The organism is Giesbergeria sinuosa, from assembly GCF_042652905.1.
In the GTDB taxonomy this organism is placed as follows: domain Bacteria; phylum Pseudomonadota; class Gammaproteobacteria; order Burkholderiales; family Burkholderiaceae_C; genus Simplicispira; species Simplicispira sinuosa.
On sequence record NZ_JBHSHJ010000009.1, the window covers coordinates 1 to 18,734 of the forward strand.

Annotated in this window: 21 protein-coding genes; 9 read left to right on the forward strand and 12 right to left on the reverse strand. The window is 58.6% G+C overall.

Translation table 11 applies throughout. The features are described from left to right. The coding region (locus tag ACFO6X_RS11330) for an electron transfer flavoprotein subunit alpha/FixB family protein (protein ID WP_382433083.1) at positions 1-188 on the forward strand (188 nt) is incomplete at its 5' end. A gap of 26 nt (positions 189-214) precedes the next feature. On the opposite strand, the gene ACFO6X_RS11335 is transcribed toward ACFO6X_RS11330, so the two are convergent. The 7 genes from ACFO6X_RS11335 to ACFO6X_RS11365 all read right to left on the reverse strand — a co-directional run bounded on the left by ACFO6X_RS11335 (position 215) and on the right by ACFO6X_RS11365 (position 5,196). After that, positions 215-1,027, reverse strand: coding sequence for an ATP-binding cassette domain-containing protein (locus ACFO6X_RS11335; protein ID WP_382433085.1), 813 nt, complete (start codon positions 1,025-1,027; stop codon positions 215-217). Between the two features lie 27 nt (positions 1,028-1,054). Further along, positions 1,055-1,885 (reverse strand): aliphatic sulfonate ABC transporter permease SsuC, encoded by an 831-nt coding sequence (gene ssuC, locus ACFO6X_RS11340; protein WP_382433087.1) that lies wholly within the window; start codon positions 1,883-1,885, stop codon positions 1,055-1,057. Further along, positions 1,882-2,256 carry a VOC family protein gene (locus tag ACFO6X_RS11345; RefSeq protein ID WP_382433089.1) on the reverse strand — a complete coding sequence of 125 codons (375 nt, stop codon included), beginning with the start codon at positions 2,254-2,256 and terminating at the stop codon, positions 1,882-1,884. Before ACFO6X_RS11345 ends, ssuC begins: the two co-directional genes overlap by 4 nt. 15 nt (positions 2,257-2,271) lie before the next feature. Then, on the reverse strand, positions 2,272-2,415 hold the full coding sequence (locus ACFO6X_RS11350; protein ID WP_382433091.1) for a hypothetical protein: 144 nt from the start codon (positions 2,413-2,415) through the stop codon (positions 2,272-2,274). 40 nt (positions 2,416-2,455) lie between these two features. After that, the gene (locus ACFO6X_RS11355) at positions 2,456-3,430 is read right to left on the reverse strand and encodes a sulfonate ABC transporter substrate-binding protein (RefSeq protein WP_382433093.1); all 975 of its coding nucleotides are present in this window, start codon (positions 3,428-3,430) and stop codon (positions 2,456-2,458) included. Positions 3,431-3,564: 134 nt separating this feature from the next. Continuing rightward, positions 3,565-4,155, reverse strand: a complete 591-nt coding sequence (gene ssuE / locus ACFO6X_RS11360) for an NADPH-dependent FMN reductase (RefSeq protein ID WP_382433095.1) — start codon at positions 4,153-4,155, stop codon at positions 3,565-3,567. A 27-nt stretch (positions 4,156-4,182) separates the two neighbouring features. After that, on the reverse strand, positions 4,183-5,196 hold the full coding sequence (locus ACFO6X_RS11365; protein WP_382433097.1) for a sulfate ABC transporter substrate-binding protein: 1,014 nt from the start codon (positions 5,194-5,196) through the stop codon (positions 4,183-4,185). Positions 5,197-5,313: 117 nt separating this feature from the next. Between ACFO6X_RS11365 and ACFO6X_RS11370 the strand changes: the two genes are divergently transcribed. From ACFO6X_RS11370 to clpB, 6 genes are all read left to right on the forward strand, one after another. After that, entirely contained in the window at positions 5,314-5,586 is a 273-nt protein-coding gene (locus ACFO6X_RS11370; protein ID WP_382433099.1) for an oxidative damage protection protein, read from the forward strand. Continuing rightward, positions 5,587-7,512, forward strand: coding sequence for a bifunctional tRNA (5-methylaminomethyl-2-thiouridine)(34)-methyltransferase MnmC2/FAD-dependent 5-carboxymethylaminomethyl-2-thiouridine(34) oxidoreductase MnmC1 (mnmC, locus tag ACFO6X_RS11375; RefSeq protein ID WP_382433101.1), 1,926 nt, complete (start codon positions 5,587-5,589; stop codon positions 7,510-7,512). A gap of 96 nt (positions 7,513-7,608) precedes the next feature. After that, on the forward strand, positions 7,609-9,333 hold the full coding sequence (locus ACFO6X_RS11380) for a GGDEF domain-containing protein (protein ID WP_382433103.1): 1,725 nt from the start codon (positions 7,609-7,611) through the stop codon (positions 9,331-9,333). 110 nt (positions 9,334-9,443) lie between these two features. Beyond that, positions 9,444-9,956, forward strand: a complete 513-nt coding sequence (locus ACFO6X_RS11385) for a hypothetical protein (protein ID WP_382433105.1) — start codon at positions 9,444-9,446, stop codon at positions 9,954-9,956. A 133-nt stretch (positions 9,957-10,089) separates the two neighbouring features. Further along, on the forward strand, positions 10,090-11,022 hold the full coding sequence (locus tag ACFO6X_RS11390; protein WP_382433107.1) for an RNA-guided endonuclease InsQ/TnpB family protein: 933 nt from the start codon (positions 10,090-10,092) through the stop codon (positions 11,020-11,022). Continuing rightward, positions 10,914-13,520 (forward strand): ATP-dependent chaperone ClpB, encoded by a 2,607-nt coding sequence (gene clpB / locus ACFO6X_RS11395; protein WP_382433109.1) that lies wholly within the window; start codon positions 10,914-10,916, stop codon positions 13,518-13,520. Before ACFO6X_RS11390 ends, clpB begins: the two co-directional genes overlap by 109 nt. A gap of 55 nt (positions 13,521-13,575) precedes the next feature. Here the strand turns inward: clpB and ACFO6X_RS11400 are convergent, their stop codons facing one another. From ACFO6X_RS11400 to ACFO6X_RS11410, 3 genes are all read right to left on the reverse strand, one after another. Next, entirely contained in the window at positions 13,576-13,911 is a 336-nt protein-coding gene (locus tag ACFO6X_RS11400; RefSeq protein ID WP_382433111.1) for a hypothetical protein, read from the reverse strand. 9 nt (positions 13,912-13,920) lie between these two features. Next, on the reverse strand, positions 13,921-14,853 hold the full coding sequence (locus ACFO6X_RS11405) for a GGDEF domain-containing protein (RefSeq protein WP_382433113.1): 933 nt from the start codon (positions 14,851-14,853) through the stop codon (positions 13,921-13,923). 84 nt (positions 14,854-14,937) lie between these two features. Then, a complete protein-coding gene (locus tag ACFO6X_RS11410) occupies positions 14,938-15,081 on the reverse strand; it encodes a hypothetical protein (RefSeq protein ID WP_382433114.1) in 144 nt (47 codons plus the stop codon). A gap of 146 nt (positions 15,082-15,227) precedes the next feature. Here ACFO6X_RS11410 and ACFO6X_RS11415 point away from each other — a divergent pair, with 146 nt between their 5' ends. Next, on the forward strand, positions 15,228-15,620 hold the full coding sequence (locus ACFO6X_RS11415; protein ID WP_382433116.1) for a hypothetical protein: 393 nt from the start codon (positions 15,228-15,230) through the stop codon (positions 15,618-15,620). Positions 15,621-15,627: 7 nt separating this feature from the next. Here ACFO6X_RS11415 and ACFO6X_RS11420 read toward each other — a convergent pair whose 3' ends face one another. Next, the gene (locus ACFO6X_RS11420; RefSeq protein WP_382433118.1) at positions 15,628-17,448 is read right to left on the reverse strand and encodes a hybrid sensor histidine kinase/response regulator; all 1,821 of its coding nucleotides are present in this window, start codon (positions 17,446-17,448) and stop codon (positions 15,628-15,630) included. Then, entirely contained in the window at positions 17,432-18,073 is a 642-nt protein-coding gene (locus ACFO6X_RS11425) for a response regulator (RefSeq protein WP_382433120.1), read from the reverse strand. The genes ACFO6X_RS11420 and ACFO6X_RS11425 overlap by 17 nt, the downstream gene beginning before the upstream one ends. Positions 18,074-18,223: 150 nt before the next feature. On the opposite strand from ACFO6X_RS11425, the gene ACFO6X_RS11430 reads away from it, so the two are divergent. Further along, on the forward strand, positions 18,224-18,733 hold the full coding sequence (locus ACFO6X_RS11430; RefSeq protein ID WP_382433122.1) for a hypothetical protein: 510 nt from the start codon (positions 18,224-18,226) through the stop codon (positions 18,731-18,733). Position 18,734: the final 1 nt, after the last annotated feature.

The following is an 18,734-nucleotide window of genomic DNA, read 5'->3' on the forward strand; positions in this document are numbered from 1 at the left end:
TTGTGGCGCCCCAGCTGTATATTGCCTGCGGAATCTCGGGGGCGATCCAGCATTTGGCGGGGATGAAGGACAGCAAGGTGATTGTGGCGATCAACAAAGACCCGGAGGCGCCGATTTTTAGCGTGGCGGACTATGGGTTGGAGGCGGATTTGTTCCAGGCCGTGCCGGAGCTGGCTCAGGCACTCTGAGCCATAACCAAAAATTCACGCCAGTTTTAGACCGCCCAGCGCAAGCCGTGGGCCGGGATGCCCGGCCACAGCGGTTCGTGGTGGGGCTGATCTGGCTTTTGCAGCACCCGATCAAGGATGCGTTTTTCGAGCGCCGCAAAACGGGCATCACCGTGGGAGCGTGGCCGGGGCAGGTCAATGGCCTGATCCAGCGCAATTTGGCCGTCTTCGATCAGGATGACCCGGTCGGCCAAGGCCACGGCCTCTTGCACATCGTGCGTCACCAGCAGTGCCGTAAACCCGCTGCTGCGCCATAAGCCTTCGATCAGGCGGTGCATTTCGATACGGGTCAGGGCGTCGAGTGCTCCTAGCGGCTCGTCCAATAGCAGCAAGCGCGGCTGGTGTACCAGCGCACGGGCCAGTGCAACGCGCTGGCGTTGCCCGCCGGACAGGCGTGCGGGCCATTCGTTGAGGCGTTCTCCCAAACCCACACGTTCCAGCACTTGCGCAGCAGCATCGTGTTGTTCTGGAGGCAGGCCCAAGGCGACATTGGCTTGTACCCGCTTCCAGGGCAACAGGCGCGAATCTTGGAACATGATGCGGGTGTCGTTGGACAAACCGTTCAGGGGCTGGCCGTCCACGGTGATTTGGCCGCCGCTGGCTTGCTCTAGCCCTGCCACTAGGCGCAGCAGCGTACTCTTGCCGCAGCCACTGCGCCCCACAATCGCTACAAACTGGCCTGGCTCTATGTCCAGATGGGCATGGTGGAGCACGGTGCGCTGGCCGTAGCGTTTGCTCAAGCCGCTGATGTGCAGGTGTACGCCGCCTGTGCGGGGGGAGGAAAAAGATGGGGTGCTCACAATAAAATCCAATGCCGATGGGTCATGTCAGTGTTGGTAGCCGGGGTGCCAGCGCAACCAATAGCGTTCTAGGCTTTTGGCAAACACGTCGGCCAGTTTGCCCAGCAAGGCATAAAGCAAGATGCCCACCAAGACGATGTCGGTTTGCAAGAACTCGCGGGCATTCATCGTCAGGTAGCCAATGCCGGCTTGGGCCGAAATGGTCTCCGCCACAATCAAGATCACCCACATCAGCCCCAGTGAAAAGCGCAGCCCCACCAAAATGGACGACATCGCACCGGGCAAGATGATCTGGCGGTACAGCTCCCAACGACCCAGGCCATAGGTACGGCCCATCTCAATCAGGCCCGCATCTACATTGCGAATGCCATGAAAAGTATTGAGGTAAATCGGAAAAAACACCGAGACGCTGATCAAAAACAGCTTGGCGGTCTCATCAATGCCAAACCACAAAATCACCAGTGGAATCAGCGCCAGCGCCGGGATGTTGCGCACCATCTGGATGGTGGAGTCCAGCAAAGTCTCGGCCATGCGCACCGAGCCAGTCAGCAGCCCCAGCAGCAGCCCCAAGCCACCGCCCACGGCCAGCCCGGCCAAAGCGCGGCCTGCACTCACCTTGACGTGTGTCCACAACTCGCCCGAGAGCGTCAAACTCCAAGCGGCGCGCAGCACATCTACGGGGGCAGGCAAGACGCGGGTGGAGAGCCAACCCAAGGCCGAGGCGATTTGCCACAGCACGATCAAGCCCACGGGTACGGCCCAAGGCAGCAGGCGCTGCCACAGAGCGGCCCACGGGGCGCTGGCATTGGCCAGATGGGGCGCGTGGTGCGCCCGTAATTGCTCCACAGCCTGTGTCATGCGGCGTACTCCTGTTCGGTGTCGGGTTCTAAAAACTCCAGCTGGTTGCCTGCTGGGTCTTTCACGTAAAAGCGCAGATAGCCGGGCAAGGCGCGGTTTTCTACCAAGGCCAGCTCGGCTTGCAGCAAGCGGCTGCGCAGTTCGGGCAGGTTGTTGACTTCCAGCGCCAGATGCGCGGCGGTGCTGGTGGCTGGCCCGCGTTCGGTGGGCACCAGCTCGATGCGCTGTGGGCCTGCGGCAAAACGCAATGCCTTGCTTGTGGGGTAGTGCAACTCGGGCAGCCCGAGCAAATCACTGTAAAAGTTGCGAATCTGACCTTCTGCCCCTGCAGGAAAGGTCAGCTGCACATGGTTGATCGAATGGATAGCCATAAAGGGGTGTTCCTTTTAGTAGGAGATGGCAAACCCGCCCCGAGGAGCGCGTGCCAGCGCACGGCAAGGGCGTTGCGTATTCAGCCCCCAGGCAGTGGCTGTGACGCACAGCAAACGCTGCAAGCGTTGGTGCAAAGGAAAAGGCATGGGGGTGGGCATGGCGTGCTCCTAAAAAGAGGCAGGGCAAAGGCTGCGCTTATTAGCGCAGGTCAATGGGCGCAGCGTGGCGTAGATTGAGTTTTCGGGGAATCAACTTCAACTCAAAGAAGGTGTCGGCAATGGCTTGCTGTTCCGCCAGAATGTCTGGTGTGACTGGCAGGCTGCCATAGCGCAGGTTGTTGACATACAGCTCCACAATGGAGCGTTCCAACCCCAGCACTTTGGAGAGTTCTTGTGCGGCTTCGGCCTTGTTTTTGGCCGCCCAAGCGTCAATGGCTTTTACTTCTTCAATGGCAATCTTCAACACATCGATGTTTTTGGTCGCAAAGTCGCGCGATGTGAAGTAGTAGGCTCGGTTGTTGGCTACCCCAGCGGCATCGGCCAACACACGCGCTTCGAGGGTTTTGATGGCCGATGACAGGAACGGGTCCCAAATCACCCAAGCGTCGACCGAGCCACGCTCAAAGGCGGCACGGGCATCGGCGGGGGGCAAAAACACCACCTGCACGTCGGCATATTTCAAGCCATGCTTCTCCAGCAGCTTGACCAAAAAATAATGCACATTGGAGCCCTTGTTCAGGGCAATTTTCTTGCCCTTGAGGTCAGGCACCTTTTGCAGACCAGAGCCTTTGGGCACCAGCACTGCCTCGTTGTGTGGGCGGGGTACGGTGGTGCTGGCATATACCAGTGGGGCACCGGCAGCCTGGGCAAAAATCGGTGGCGCTTCGCCCACGTCTCCAAAGTCAATAGAGCCGACATTGAGTGCCTCCAGTTGCACGGGCCCGGCGGTGAACTCCGTCCAGTTCACCCCCACACCCAGCGGGGCGAGGCGCTTTTCCAAGGTGCCCCGGCCCTTGAGGATGGAGAGCCAACCCTTCTGATAGCCGATGCGCAGCACGCGGCTTGTGCCACTCGATTGGGCCAGGGCGGTGCCAGTGGCGCCCAATGTGGCGGCCAGACCCACAACGCCAGAAGTCAACAAGCGGCGGCGTGACAGAGCAGTGAAATCGGTCATGACGGTTTTTCTTTCTTGAGCAATCAATAGACAAGGGCGCAGACAAAGCGGTGCCCGGCCCCGGCATCGGGGCAAAAATGCAATCACAGGCAAAACAGCAAGGCCGTGCGGGCCTGCCGGTATGGAACAGGGCGTTAAACGCTACAGCGCACCTGAGAGAAACTCACCGCCTCAAACGCTCCAGCGGCCAAACTGGCTGGGCGCAAGGTCTCACTCAGCAGAATGTGGGTGGCATCGTCGAGCCGGGAGCCGATGTCGGGGTGAACGGTGTAGGCACCCTCTGGTGTGAGCGTGACTTGGGCGTCGGTGGCATAAATGCCCGGCAGAATGTGCTTGGCTCCCAAAGACTGCAACACAGGGCGCAGCGCATAGTCCAATGCCAACATGTGGTGTGGACTGCCCCCGGTAGCCAAAGGCAAGACCGTCTTGCCCTTGAGTGCCGTTTGCGGCAGCAAGTCCAAAAAAGCCTTGAGCACGCCACTGTAGGCAGCTTTGTAAACCGGGGTTGCCACCACAATCACGTTGGCCCGCTCTACCTGTGCTGCCGTTGCTACCACCGCTGGGTGACTAAAATCCGCCCGCACCAGTGCCTCGGGGGCCAAATCGCGCACCTGGATACGCTCGCTGCGGATGCCTTGCACCGACAGGCGCAGTGCCACTGCATCCAGCAAGGCCGCCGAGCGCGAGCGTTCTGTGGGGCTGCCAGCAATCAACAAAACAGACATGATCAACTCTTTTCTGTAGGGGCTGGCTTACTTGCGGGCATAAATTTGGTCAAAGCTGCCGCCATCGGCAAAATGCTCTTTGGCCGCTTTTTCCCAGCCACCAAAGGCATCGTCAATAGTGAACAAGTTGAGCTTGGGAAACTGCGCGGCATACTTGGTCTTGGCTTTGTCCGACACCGCTGGGCGGTAAAAATGTTTGCCCGCAATGTCTTGGCCTTCTTCGCTGTACAGGTACTTCAGGTAGGCTTCGGCCACGGCGCGGGTGCCTTTTTTGTCCACGTTTTTGTCCACCACCGTCACGGCAGGCTCGGCCAAAATGCTGATGCTGGGCACCACAATCTCAATCTTGTCGCCAAACTCTTTTTTCAGCAGATAGGCTTCGTTTTCCCAAGAAATAAAAGCGTCGCCTTGGTTGCGCTGCGAGAAAGTGATCGATGAGCCTCGCGCCCCGGTATCGAGCACGGGCACATTGGCGTAGAGCTTTTGCACAAATTCTTTGGCCTTGGCATCGCCACCGTACTTGCGCTTGGCAAATTCCCACGCTGCCAGATAGTTCCAACGCGCCCCGCCCGAGGTTTTGGGGTTGGGGGTAATTACGCTCACGCCGGGTTTGACCAGATCATCCCAATCTTTGATGGCCTTGGGGTTGCCCTTGCGCACCACCAGCACAATGGTCGAGGCATAGGGTGAGGCGTTGTGCGGCAAGCGTTTTTGCCAGTCTTTCGGAATCAACTTGCCGTTGGTATGCAGTGCATCGGTATCACCGGCCAAGGCCAGAGTGGCCATGTCGGCATTGAGGCCATCAATCACCGCACGGGCTTGCTTGCCCGAGCCCCCATGCGATTGTTGGATGCTCACATCCTGCCCGCCTTGGGCCTTCCAGTGCTTGGCAAACGCTTGGTTGAACTCCACATATAACTCACGGGTGGGGTCGTACGACACGTTCAGCAGCGTCACGCCTTGGGCGAGAGCCGCTGTGGCGCTCAGGGTCAACACCGCAGCGACCAAAGGAATCTTGATAAAGTGGCGACGAAGGCTCATGGCGAATCTTTCTGGGGTCTGAAATGCAATGGCTGGATTCTGAAAGCCACGCCTCCAAACTGGAACGACTGAGTTTTCAGTTTTTAATTACTTAAACATCTAAAGAAGCAATTTGATATGGCAAGAATGGTTCAATGCGTTAAGCTCGGCAAGGAAGCAGAAGGTCTGGACTTTCCTCCTTACCCTGGTGAGTTGGGCAAGCGTTTGTGGGAAAACGTCAGCAAAGAGGCCTGGGCCGCTTGGCTCAAGCACCAGACCATGCTGGTCAATGAAAACCGCCTGAACTTGGCCGATGCCCGTGCGCGCCAGTATTTGGCCCGGCAGATGGAGCAGCACTTTTTTGGCGGCGGTGCCGATGCCGTGCAAGGCTACGTGCCCCCCAGCGCCTGAATGGCTGAACGCATCGACTGGCTAGACGACGGCACGCCCTACAGCCCGCGCTTTGGTGACCGCTACCACAGCGAACAGGGGATGGGTTTGGCGCAGGCGCGTGGGGTGTTTTTGCAAGGCTGTGGCCTGCCCGAGGAGTGGGCGGGCCAAGCCCAGTGGCGTATTTTGGAGACCGGCTTTGGTTTTGGTCTCAACTTTCTTGTCACTTGGGCCGCTTGGCGTGCCGACCCGCAGCGCCCCACGTTGCTGCATTTTGTCTCGTTAGAAGCATGGCCGGTAGCCGCAGATGACTTGCTGCGTGTGGCCCGTACCCACCCAGAACTGGCTGAACTGGCGCAAGCCTTGGCAGCCCAATACTGGGGTTTGCTGCCGGGGGTGCATCGCTTGGCCTTTGATGGTGGGCGCGTGTTGCTCACACTGTGCATTGGCGATGCCCCAACATTGCTGCGCGCACCAGAGTGGACAGTGGATGCGGTCTATTTGGATGGCTTTAGCCCTGCCTGCAACCCAGAGTTGTGGAGCCTACAAACCCTCAAGGCCATTGCCCGTTGCTGCCGCCGTGGCACCCGGCTGGCGACTTGGACGGTGGCTCGCTCGGTGCGCGATGCCCTCACGCAATGCGGCTTTACCGTGGCCAAAGTGCCCGGCATACCGCCCAAACGCCATAACGTGCAGGCCACCTTTGATCCGCGCTGGGAGCCACGCAAGGCCCGCCCAGCGCAACCCACCGTCGAAGCCCCTGCGCATTGTTTGGTGATTGGTGGTGGCTTGGCCGGGGCTGCCGTGGCTTCTAGCTTGGCACGGCGTGGTTGGCAGGTGCAGGTGCTCGATGGTGCCGAGGCTCCCGCTGCTGGAGCCTCTGGTTTACCAGCGGGTTTGTTTTGTCCGCATATCTCGCCCGATGACAGTGTGATCTCACGGTTATCGCGCAGTGGCATTCGGGTGCTGCTAGGCCAAGCCCAAAACCTGTTGCAGGCTGGGGTGGACTGGCAGCCCAATGGGGTGCTAGAGCATCGGGTGGAGGGGCGGCTGGGTTTGCCCCCCCAGTGGCATGATGGCCCCGGTATCGATTGGAGCCAGGCTGCTGCCGCCGACTTGCTGCGTGCTGCCGGGTTGCCGCCAGATGCTACAGCCTGCTGGCATGCCAAGGCTGGCTGGATTCGTCCGGCCCGTCTGGTATCGGCGTTGTTGGCACAGCCGGGTATTGCATGGCGTGGTGGTGCCACAGTGGCCCGCCTGCATGGTGTGGAGCTTGAGGGCCGCATTCAGTGGCAGGCCTTGGATGCCCAAGCCCAAGTGTTGGCACAGGCTCCCAGGGTGGTGCTGGCGGCAGGTTTTGCCAGCCGTGCCTTGTCAGGGGAGCATTTACCTTTGCAAGCCTTGCGCGGCCAGATCTCTTGGGGGGTGCAAGATGCAGCATTGGATGCAGCTTTGCCACCGTTTCCGGTGAATGGCGAGGGCAATTTGGTCACCCATATTCCGTTGGACGATGGTGGTCGGGCTTGGTATTTAGGTTCTACCTTTGAGCGTGGCATCCACACCCTGCCTCCCACCCCTGCCGAGCGTGTGCAAGCCCATGCGGCCAATCGCCAACGTTTGTCGGGGTTGCTGCCGGGTGTGTTGCCTGCGTTAGAGCAGGCATTGGCACCAGCATGGGAGGCTGGGGTTGAGCCGCCGCTGGCGTTACCGCCTGTGCCTGCGGTGCAAAGCTGGGCTGCCGTGCGCTGCGCTGCCCCCGATCGGCTGCCCATCGTGGGGCCATTGGACAGTGCTGCTCTGCCCGGTTTGTGGGCCTGCACTGCGATGGGTGCGCGTGGCCTGACGCTGGCGCTGCTGTGTGCCGAAGTATTGGCGGCACGATGGCACGGCGAGCCCTTGCCATTAGAGGCCAAGCTGGCACAAGCCTTGGCGGCAGAGCGGTTTTAAAAATATGCGCAGATAGCCTGTGCCGGTGGCTATAGTGGGCGCTTCCATGTATTTGCCGCATGTGCCTGCCACCATGCGTTGCGCTCCTTTGATGCCATGCCCTTGCCTTTTGCTGCAATGAATCTTCAGCCGCGCTTTTTGCTGCTGACGGTCTTGTTTTTTGTCATGTTGGCAGCGCCATCGTGGTGGGTTGTGCGCTCTATTGCCGAGGGCATTGTGGAGCAATGGGCGGTGCGCTATGCCGAAAAGCAGGTGCTGTACGACACCAGCCGCACCTTGCAACCCATTTTGCGCGAGGTGGCGTTGTCGCGTCAGTTGGCAGCATCGCAGGATGTGCGTGATTGGGCTCGGCAGCCGCAAGACAGCCACGCCCAACAGCGGGCGATGGCAGAGCTTGAGAGTTTTCGGAAAAACTTTCAGGACAAAAGTTATTTTGTGGGCCTGTACAAAACGCGGCAGTATTTTCATAACAATGCGGCCAATGAGTTTGCGGGGCGTGAATTGCGCTATCAGCTCAATCCCAAAGACCCCAAAGATGCTTGGTTTTTTGACCTTATCCGCCAGCAGCGTGATATGCATATCAATGTCAATCCTGATCCGGCCTTGGGTATTACCAAGCTGTGGATTGATGTATTGATTCGCGATGGCAATGATATTTTGGGTATTGCAGGCACTGGACTGGATTTGACCACCTTTATCCATGACGTGGTAGAAGAAAATGTAGCAGGCGTGACCAGCTTGTTTGTTGATCATGGTGGAGCAATACAGATTCACCGCAACCAACAATTGATTGATTTTGGTAGTGTTAGTAAAAGTGGTGCCGAACAAAAGACCTTGCACCTGTTGTTCGAGCAAGAGCAAGACTACACCGCCATGCTGGCCGCCATGAAATCCCTAGAGACTGGCACACAAAAGGTTGCCACCTTGTTTGTGCAGGTGCATGGCAAGCGGCATTTGGCCGGGGTGGCCTACCTGCCCGAAATTGACTGGTATGAAATTACCCTGCTCGATTTGGATGTGTTGCTGCCCCTGAGCCAATTTAAGGGTTTGCTGCTGGTTTATGGGCTGACCATGATCGGTTTGTTGCTGATGTTTAATATGGCCCTGCGCTATTATGTTGTCACGCCTTTGGCACGATTGGGGCAAGGCATGTCGGCAGTGCAGGCAGGGCAGGCCGTGACGGCACCCCTGCTGTCACACGGCGGTGGCGAGATTGGGCAGTTGATCCAGCATTTTGTGCAAATGCAACAGGCGGTGGCGGATGCCCGTCACGATCTAGAAAACAAAGTGCAAGAGCGTACAGCGGCGCTGGAGCAGCTCACCAAAATTGACCCCCTGACCGGCTTGCTCAACCGCCGTGGCATGTTGGAGCAGTTGGAGGCACGGCTACAGTCCAGCACCCTCCATGTGCGCCGCCCTGGCATTTTGTGGCTCGATGTAGACTACTTCAAAGAAATCAATGATGCACGTGGTCATGCTACAGGGGACTTGGCATTGCGAACCGTGGCAGTGTTGATCCAACGCTGCGTTGGCCCCGAAGATGCTGTTTCGCGCTGGGGGGGCGATGAGTTTCTGGTGCTTTTACCCCATGCCGATCAGGCCACACTAAACGCGCTGGGCCAGCGCCTATGCGCCGAAGTGGCTGCGTGTGCCACAGTGGTTGATGGTGCAGGCCAGCCGGTGCCACTGACGGCCAGCATTGGGGGCCATTTGCAGCAGCCCGGTGAAACCGTGGACACCTTATTGCACCAAGGTGATCAGGCGTTGTACGCTGCCAAAGCCAGGGGGCGAAACAATTATTGTCCGTCCGTTGTTTTTTGAATGGTTTGTGTGTCAATTGATCTTCAGTGTAACAGCTTGTGTTGATTTCACCATAGTAGAGTCGGGTGGCTTACTATCAAAAATAAGGCATTTATTGCATAGGCAGCAAGATGATGATTCGCCCCTCTATGGCTATAGTATTATTGGCTCTGCTATGGGCTGGACAAACCCATGCGGGCCGTACCGGCTATAATGTGCAGCAAAATACACTCACCATTCCGAGTATGGAGCTGGGTGGTGTGCGTTACAACTTCCCAAAGGTGCGCATATTGGCTGTAGAAGTGCTGGATGTTGGTATTATTAGTCAGGCACCGTCTGATTTTCCGATATGTGGCAGTGCAAGCAATGCAGCGATTCCTGTGACACCACAAAAGTTAGATCAAATTCAAATGGGCATGGGTCTGGATGAGGTTAATCAGATCATGGGGTGTCAGTATGAAACACCCGTCCATAGTGTTTGGGATAGTAATTTTTGTGGTGGCGGCCCTGATTGCCCCAGTGAATCCTATGAGATTTTTACATGGTACGGAGATCGTTGTGGTGACTATTGCATCAACTCCATATCAGTAAAAATCGATGCTGTTACCCGTCGGGTAATAGAGAAATCTGGTGTTTTTCGCTGATGGGTATGCAGTCTCTTCACCCAGTGCGCGGGAAGTCTCGTGGTTTAGCCTGAGGTCGAGCTTGGGCTAGATTCCTTTCAAAGCACGGGCCTTGCAGTACAAGGCAGGGCAAGTCGCCTTTGCCGGACAGAAATTGAGCCTTTGGGATAGTTACGGCTTGGCAGACTACGAGCTACGTTCTGGCAGTTTTAGCCAAGACCACCGGGGGCGTTGGCATCTCAATATCGTAGTCAAGGCGCAAGCCAAGCCTACAGTGGCAACGGCAACGGCCAGTGTGGGTATTGACTTGGGCCTGAAAGACTGCGCCACGGCGTCGAACGAAAAAAAAGAGCATGGCCGCTGGTATCGCCAGCATGAATTGGAACTGGCTAAAGCACAGCGGGCGCATAAAAAGCACCGGGTCAAAGCCATCCACGCAAAAATTGCCAATCAGCGCAAAGATGCGCTGCACAAATTCAGCACCACGATGGTGCGAGAAAACGCCGCCATCTTCGTGGGCGACGTAGCCAGCGCAAAGCTGGTCAAAACAAAAATGGCCAAGTCCACACTGGATGCGGGCTGGGCCACGCTAAAGAAGATGTTGGAATACAAGAGCCATCAGGCCGGTATCGTCTTTATGGAAGTGAACGAAGCGTATTCAACCCAAACTTGCTCGTGCTGCGGGAGCATACCCGCCAGCAGTCCGAAAGGTAGGGCGGGTTTGCGAATAAGAGAGTGGAAGTGCAGCGATTGCGGGGCGGAACACGACCGCGATGTGAATGCAGCACGCAACATTCTCGCGGCGGGGCATCGCCGTCTAGCAGTAGGAATCTCCAGGGTTTATCCCGGAGAGGATGTCAATGCCCATAGCGGTAGCGAGGCATGTCTATTGCTTCTGGAAGACGTTACATTGCGCTGGAAGTGTCTTGAAAACAGCGTATTCCTGCCCCAACTGCCCGTCATTCGGAGGAACACCCCATGCGCATCGACAAACTCACCACCAAGTTTCAGGAAGCTCTGGCCGACGCCCAATCGCTGGCCTTGGGCCATGACAATGCTTATATCGAACCCACCCACCTACTGGTAGCCTTGCTGCGCCAAGAAGACGGCCCCCGCGCCCTGCTGGAGCGTGCCGGAGCCAATGTGCCCGGCTTGCTCAAAGATGCCGAGGCCGCCGTCAAGCGCCTGCCGCAGGTACAGGGCCAAGAACAGGTGCAACCCAGCCCAGAGTTGGGCCGGGTCTTGCAAGCCACTGAGAAAGAAGCCATCAAGCGCGATGACAACTTCATCGCCAGCGAATTGTTTTTGCTGGCCCTCACCGATAGCAAAGGTGAGGGGGGGCGCATTGCCAAAGACAACGGCCTGACGCGCAAAAGTCTGGAGGCTGCGATCCAGACGGTACGTGGCGGCCAAAAAATGGACAGCGCCGAAGGCGAAGGCCAGCGCGAAGCCCTGAAAAAATACTGCATCGACCTGACCGAACGCGCTCGCGCAGGCAAACTCGACCCCGTGATTGGCCGCGATGACGAAATCCGCCGCGCCATCCAAGTGCTGCAACGGCGTACCAAAAACAACCCGGTGCTTATTGGTGAGCCGGGTGTGGGCAAGACGGCGATTGTTGAAGGGCTGGCGCAGCGCATTGTGGCCGGTGAAGTGCCCGAATCGCTCAAGGGCAAGCGGGTGCTCAGTTTGGACATGGCCGCCTTGCTGGCCGGGGCTAAGTTTCGCGGCGAGTTTGAAGAACGCCTGAAAACCGTACTGAAAGAGCTGGCCCAAGACGAAGGCCAAACCATCGTCTTTATCGACGAACTGCACACTATGGTGGGAGCTGGCAAGGCCGAAGGGGCGATGGATGCGGGCAATATGCTCAAACCCGCCTTGGCACGGGGCGAGTTGCACTGTGTGGGGGCCACTACGCTGGACGAATACCGCAAATACATCGAAAAAGATGCGGCCTTAGAGCGGCGCTTCCAAAAAATCTTGGTGGGCGAGCCAACGGTGGAGGCCACCATTGCCATTTTGCGCGGCCTGAAAGAACGCTATGAAAAGCACCATAACGTCGATATCACCGACCCGGCCATCGTTGCGGCTGCCGAGTTGAGCCACCGCTATATCACCGACCGCTTCTTGCCCGACAAAGCCATTGATTTGATCGACGAGGCCGCCTCCAAAATCAAAATCGAGATGGACTCCAAGCCCGAGGTCATGGACAAACTCGATCGCCGCTTGATCCAGTTGCAAATTGAGCGCGAAGCAGTGAAAAAGGAAAAGGACGAAGCCTCGCTCAAGCGCCTAGAGTTGATCCAAGAGGAAATTGAGAACCTGCAAAAAGAAATTGCCGATCTGGATGACATTTGGAGAACCGAAAAGGCCCAAGCCTTGGGTTCGGGCCAGTTGCGCGAAGAAATTGAGCAGGTGAAATTACAAATCGAAGAGCTCAAACGCAAAGGCGATTTCAACAAGGTGGCTGAGTTGCAATATGGCAAGTTGCCCGAGTTGGAGCGCAAGCTCAACGAGGCCCAAGCCAAAGAATCCAGCAAAGACGGCCACCACGCCGCGCCGCGCCTGTTGCGCACCCAAGTGGGTTCCGAAGAAATTGCCGAAGTCGTCAGCCGTGCTACCGGCATTCCGGTGGCCAAGATGATGCAAGGCGAAAAAGACAAGCTCTTGCAGATGGAGACCAAGCTGCACCAGCGTGTGGTGGGGCAAAACGAGGCTATTGCTGCCGTGGCCAACGCCATCCGCCGCTCGCGTTCGGGCTTGTCCGACCCCAACCGCCCTACCGGCTCCTTTTTGTTCCTTGGCCCCACGGGTGTGGGCAAAACCGAGCTGTGCAAGGCTTTGGCGGGCTTCCTGTTTGACAGTGAAGAACATCTGGTGCGCATTGACATGAGTGAATTCATGGAAAAGCACTCAGTGGCCCGCCTGATTGGCGCCCCCCCCGGCTATGTGGGTTACGAAGAGGGCGGCTACCTGACCGAAGCCGTGCGCCGCAAGCCCTACAGCGTGCTGCTGCTCGATGAGGTAGAAAAAGCGCACCCCGATGTCTTTAACGTGCTGCTGCAAGTGCTGGACGATGGCCGCCTGACCGATGGTCAGGGCCGCACCGTGGACTTTAAGAATACGGTGATCGTCATGACCAGCAATATCGGCTCGCCGCTGATTCAAGCCATGGTGGGTCAGGATACACAGGACATCAAAGACGCCGTCTGGGGCGAGTTGAAAAACCACTTCCGGCCAGAGTTTCTCAACCGCATTGACGAAACCGTGGTCTTTCACGGCTTGGATGCCCAGCATATTGCCGCCATTGCCCGCATCCAGTTGCAACTGCTACAACACCGGCTGGCGCAGATGGAGCTGCATTTGCAGGTGTCGGAGGCTGCGTTGGCCGAATTGGCTAAAGTGGGTTTTGACCCCGTGTTTGGTGCGCGGCCTTTGAAGCGGGCCATTCAGCAGCGCATTGAGAACCCACTGTCCAAATTGTTGCTGGAAGGGCGCTTTTCGCCCAAGAGCACCATTGCGGTGGATGTAGACCCAGTGCGCGAGCCGGGGGTCTTCCACTTCAGTGGGGGGGCGGCGGCATAGGCCGCGGGCTGGGCATGGCTGGCACCTCGGCAGCTGGGGGCGGTGGTTTGGCAATTCAGCTTTGTTGGTAATGTTGTCGCACCAAATACACCGCCAGCAGCACCGATGGCAGCACAAACGGCAACCCCACCGGGAGCATGCCGAGTGAGCAAATGCCCGCCATCGTGCCACTGAGGGGCCAGAACCGATGGGGGGCTTTGCCGCGTATCCAAGAAATACTCAAGACCAGATGTGCTGCCCATGCGTACACAAGAATAAGTGTCAGCACACTGCTGGGCTCGGGATGCCGAATGCCCTCGACCACGAGCAAAAGGGTGGCCAAAATGCCATAGCCTGAGAGGCTATAGCAGGCAAGGACGATCAACAAACGGCGCAGCCGTATGGGGAACATGGGGCGTAGTCAGTGCGGTTCGTGGGGGGTGGGCAGTGCCTGCTCTACCCGGTTGCGGCCTGCCGATTTGGCTTGGTACAGAGCATTGTCTGCTTGCCGAAACAGAGCATCCGCATTTTGTAGTGCCTGTGGCACCACAGAGGTCAGACCAATGCTCACAGTGACCTGTTCCGATGGGCCAAAGACCAACTGGAGATCGTGGATGGCCTTCAAGATCGATGTGGCGATCTGGTGGGCGATGGCTGGATGGGTGTTTCCTAGAATCAGCGCAAATTCATCGCCACCAATGCGTGCGGCAAGATCGCTTGGTCTGCGAGCATGGTTTTGTAGTACCCGACCAATATCGCTCAGGCACTGATCTCCGGCTGCATGTCCTAATGCGTCGTTGTAGTGTTTGAAGTAGTCCACATCGACCAACATCAGGCTAATAGGATGCTGATGGCGGGTGCTGTGGCGTATTTCACGGTGCAGAAATTGCTCAAAGGCCCGGCGGTTGGCCAATTGGGTCAGCGGGTCTTGTAAGGCCAGCAGGCGGACTTGCTCCTCGGCCAGCTTGCGTTGGGTGATGTTGTGGTGCGAGATCAGAAACAGTGTGCGCGAGTCATCGCCATGCAAAGGGGCCACGCGCATGGTGAACCAGCGTTGCACGTCTGGGCTGTGGCAGGGATATTCCAAGTAGACCACTGTGCGTTTGCCAGAAAACACGTCCAAAATGCCTTGCAACGCTTCATGGGCGAGGCGGTCGCCAGCCGAGGCCGAGTGGGACAGAGTATCTAGGTAGTTGCAGCCCGTCCAGACATGTTCGGGTGAGAACCCATTGTGGATGCCAAATTCTTGCCAGGCAAGATTGACGGCCAGAATTTTTCCCGTCAGATCAATCACCGCGATCTGCTCCTCCAGTGAATGGAAAACAGAGGTGTGCAGGGCTGCTAAATGTTGCATGACGGATCACTGGGTGCCAGAAGAACAGACAGCACCCATCCTATCTCACCCAATTGGCTGACCCCCGCAGTGCGTTTTGGCTGGTTATAGCCAGAGAGATATGGGGGCGTGCCGTGCAAAGGCTGCCACCTGACGAGCCTCATGCGCCATTGGATGCAGCACGGTGGCCTGCGTGTCTTTGAGGCGCAACCGAGGGGCTTGGGTGCTGGCGCCCATGCCGACCATCATAGGTTATGCTGCTGCACCCCAACACCACAGGCCGTACCGGCTTGCTCGCTCCAACCTTGGGTTGAACCCCGAGGCTTGCCGCTCGGATGGGGTCAACATGGTGGGTCATACCACCCAGAAGCGGGCTGATCCCGTAGGAAGTTGTTGTGGCTGATTTCATTGCGGGGCTGATCCGCTGGGCTCTCCGGGCCATCTTGTTGCTGGTGGGCGTGGTGGTGTTCTTGGGCGTGATGGCTTTGGGGTTGGTGCTGGCCCTGGTATGGGCATTGCGGGCCTTGTGGGCGCGTCTGACGGGGCGTCCTGTGGCACCTTGGGTTATGCCCTTAGACCCGCGTGCGGGCTGGCGCACGGTGTACCAGCGCGGTCAGGCCCGTGGGGCCGCTGCTCCAGGGCACAAGGGCGGTGATGTCACGGATGTGACCGAGGTGCGCGAGACGCCCGGTGAATGGCCCGAGAGCCAGTTTCCGCGGGCCTTGCCTGGTCAGGCAGATGCTGACGTGACCGACGTTCAGCCCCGTGAGCCGCACCGCCGGTCTTGATCGGGCATCAGCGTTCTGGGGTGGGCAGCAGTTGCACCATAGCGGCAATGAGTTGGTCGCTAGAAACGGGTTTGTGCAGCAACAGTGCCGCAGTGGACTGGGCATCGCGCAGGCGTTGTGGTGAGGTATCGCCCGTCATGATGATGGCCGGCACGGGCTGGCCCCAATGGTTGCGCAATTGTTCCAGCACGTCCTTGCCGGTTTCGCCTTGGCGCAAACGGTAGTCGGTGATGATGAGCTCGGGGGGGCGGCGCAAGGCGGCGGGGCTCTCCAGCACTGCATGGGCAGAAGGGGCTGTGGTGCAGAGGCAGCCCCAGCTTTGGAACAGCGATTGCATGCCTAGGCACACGGCCTCATCATCGTCAATTGCCAATACCCGCAGCCCCACCAGCCGCCGGGTCTGGTCGCCGCTGTCGGCATGTTCATCCATCAGCAAGGGGCCATGCCAAGCATCGAGCCACAGCCTAAACACCGAGCCTCGGCCCACACAGGAGAACACCTCCACCTGTGTGCCCATCTCAGCCACCAATCGTTTGACGATAGCCAGCCCTAGCCCTAGCCCTTTGCGTCGGTCGCGCTCGGGGTTGCCCAACTGGTGGAACTCGCGAAAAATCTCTCCGATTTGCTCTTTGGGAATACCCACTCCGGTATCCCATACCTCCAGAGCCAAGCGCATCCGGCGTTGGCGGCAGGCGATCAGTACGCCCCCTTTGGGGGTGTAGCGCAGGGCATTAGAGATCAGGTTGCGCATCACCAGATCGACCAAGGCCCGGTCTGCCAGCGCAGCCGCAGAGGTTTCGCGGGTGCGGTATACCAGTGATGCCGCATCGGCCTGCCCGCCAAACTCTTGCTCCAGTGCCGACAGCAGCGCCTGCACAGAAAACGGTGCCCGGTGGGCTTTCACCACCCCGGCTTCCAGGCGTGAGTAATCCAGCAGTGTGGTGAGCATTTCGGCGGCAGCCCTGGAGGCCGTGCGTGCGTGACCCAGCACCAGAGATTGGTGGTCATTGAGTGGGCTGCGGCGCAGGGTTTCCAGAAACAAGCCCATGGCATGCAGGGGCTGGCGCAGGTCGTGGCTGGCGGCAGCCAGAAAACGCGATTTGTCTTGGTTGGCGTGTTCGGCGGCCTCTTGGGCTTCCAGCGCCCGCTGGGTTTGGGCGCGCAACTGCATGACCAGTCGCTCGTTGTCAAACTTGATCTCAATGCTGTCGCGGGCGGCTTGGCCCAGATTGCGTGCGTGCAGACAGGTCAGCCCGTAATAAACGGCCACCAACACAGTGGCAGGCAGCGTAACCGGGCCTTCGGCCAGCACCAAGGCCAGCAAGATGCCACCAACGGCACAACTCAGATAAACGATATAGGCCCGCAGCAGTGGCGCCCCCAGCCCCAGCGCCCCCGACGACACGGTGCTCAAAATGCCTATGGCATACACCACCCCTTCGGTACTGCCACTCAGATACCACACGGTGATGCCCAGACTGCCCCAGGTCAGGCCCATAGCAGCCATACAGACCACCAGCCGCCAGACATCTGCGCCAGGGTGCTGGCGTGAACGTGGCAGGGGACGTAAATACAGATACACACTGGCCACCACCAGCACATGCGAGGCCATCCACCACAGCATGGCTTGCAACGGGGCCACCAACGACATCACCCACACGGTGCCCAACGAGGTCAGCAGCGAGGCCCACAGCGTCATGGGGAAGCTGCGCCGCAGTAGCACCACCTGTTCGGCCACTACCTCGTCACGGTCTTGGCCGGTGGCTGAACTGCGCCAACGCTCCAGCCAGGACGTCGGTGCGGGCTTTGCTTCAGTAGCTACTGTCATGCGTGGGAGCACTGACCAGACCCAGGCGCTGGGCCTGTAGCAGTGCGGCGCTGCGGCTGTTGACGCCCAATTGACTGAAGATGGCGGCCACATGCACCCGCACCGTGTTTTCACTCAGGCCTAAATCGCGGGCAATCACTTTGTTGGGTTTGCCGTTACACAGCAGCGACAACACATCCAGTTGGCGCGAGGTGAGGCTGGGTGCTGGGGTGCCAAAGCAGGCCACGGCGGGTGTGTTGCTCTCTGGCGGAAAACAAGGCTGCCCGGCCAGGGCCAACGTGATGGCGTGCAGGATATCTTCGGCACTCGCAGACTTGGGCAAAAAGCCATCGGCTCCGCGCAGGCGGGCCTCGCGCACGGCATCAGGGGCCATGCTGGCCGAGACCAACACAATGCGGGCAACGGGGTAGCTCTGGCGCAGCAGGTGCAGCCCGTCCAGGCCACTCATGCCCGGCAACTGAATGTCTAGCAGCACCAGTTCCAACAGAGGCAAACCCAGTGCGCAAGCTTGGGCAATGGAGCCTGCCTCGGCAATGGTGCCTACGCCGGGGTGGTCTTGCACGATCAGGCGCAGACCGGTACGAAACAGGGTGTGGTCATCGACCAGCAACAGGGTGGCAGGCATGGAGGCAGAGTATTGCGCATAAAAACACTACTGCATCTAGTCCTTTTGTGCGATGGACGAGTGCTTGTGCTGTTTTTAGACTGTAGCTTGCTGATTGAATCGTGCTATCACCGTCTTGGACGTGATGGCCGCCTTCTGAAGGATACTGCCATGACCTCTCCCATCAATATCCACGCTTTTCGCTCCCACGGGGCCACTGCACAGCCCAGCGCCTTGGGTGGCAACAGTGTAGAAGACATTGTGGCTATGCATTGCACCGACACACCCGTGCTGGCGGGGGTGGTGATTGAGCGGTTGGACTCTCAAATAGGCGTTTGGCAGTATTCGCTGGACGAGGCCAAGCCTTGGCAGGCAGTGCGCACCGATTTGCTCCACCGCGACGGCCCTATGGGCTTGGTGTTGGCACTCAATGCACGTTTGCGCGTATTGCCCTTTGGGGGGCAGCGTGGCACGGTGCGCTTGGTCTTCCATCCGGTGCCATTTGTGGGGGGAGGTAATGGTATTTACCGGCCCTATCCACCCACGGATGAGCGGCCTGAAGCACCCACCGTCACGTTGGTGCTGGGGCTGTCGGCCATCAACGGTGCCCCCCAATCGGTGTATGTGCCACGCATGCGCAACAAGCGGGCACTGGCGGCTGCCCGTGCAGCCGCCGGATAAA